This window comes from Bartonella sp. LB28NMGDW, from assembly GCF_042194435.1.
Lineage (GTDB): Bacteria > Pseudomonadota > Alphaproteobacteria > Rhizobiales > Rhizobiaceae > Bartonella > Bartonella grahamii.
The window spans coordinates 1-779 of sequence record NZ_JBHIMX010000127.1 but is presented as its reverse complement, the minus strand read 5'-3'; the positions used below and the strand labels follow the sequence as shown (position 1 = coordinate 779).

The following is a 779-nucleotide window of genomic DNA, read 5'->3' as shown; positions in this document are numbered from 1 at the left end:
AAACCGGCTTAAAGCCGGACCACCAACCCGCACCAAAGGCGGCTTATTCTCTAAAAGTCTTTCACTTAATCTTCATCATCCGCACCACTCAATTTGCGTATAAGCACTCGGTTTTTTGGATTACTGTACCACGCTTGAAACTCTTTATCCGTCATAGCGTCCATCGTTTCCCATGAAAGTGGACCTGTACTCCCCCCTCCTCCAGATGCCGTTAAGGTTCTCGCAGAATTCTGCCGGCTTTGAAGTTCTGCAACCTGATCGTTGGCTTGTATCGCTTTTGTCTGATAACCAAGGTTTTGTGCTATCCTATAAATCTCTTCTGCCGGATTGAGATCTCTTTGTGCACAAGTCGCTACAAGAGCATGCAATTGATCTCTTATAATCGCATCTATTGTGTTTTGTTGTCCATACTCAGGATAAAGTGATGACCAAGAACTCAATTCCTTTGCGCGTGCCTCATAAAGAAAATTTGCCGCGGCATCAAAATCACTGGATTTATTTTGAAACGACTTAACAGAATTATTAAAAAATTCACCAAGACGCATATCGTGCTGCTGCTGTTCCTCAGCTTGTCTTAGCGCTTCTTTCTGTTCCCTAATATACGCATCTTGCTTTTGAATCTTATCTAACATCCACGCCACTAAACGAACAGGATCCTCACGTAGGTCTGGGGGTGCATTTTCACCTTCAACCATTGGCGTCTGGGATTGGGGTTCATAAAACTTTACAAGCGCTTCACGGGCTTGTTTGGTTTGTTGCTCCACACGCTGCTGCTCTAT

At 44.3% G+C, this 779-nt stretch carries 1 protein-coding gene; it reads right to left on the bottom strand.

Going from position 1 to position 779, the window contains the following annotated elements:
• Window positions 1-65 precede the first annotated feature (65 nt).
• On the bottom strand, window positions 66-779 hold a 714-nt coding region (locus ACFIKG_RS09590), incomplete at its 5' end, for a hypothetical protein (protein ID WP_375652230.1).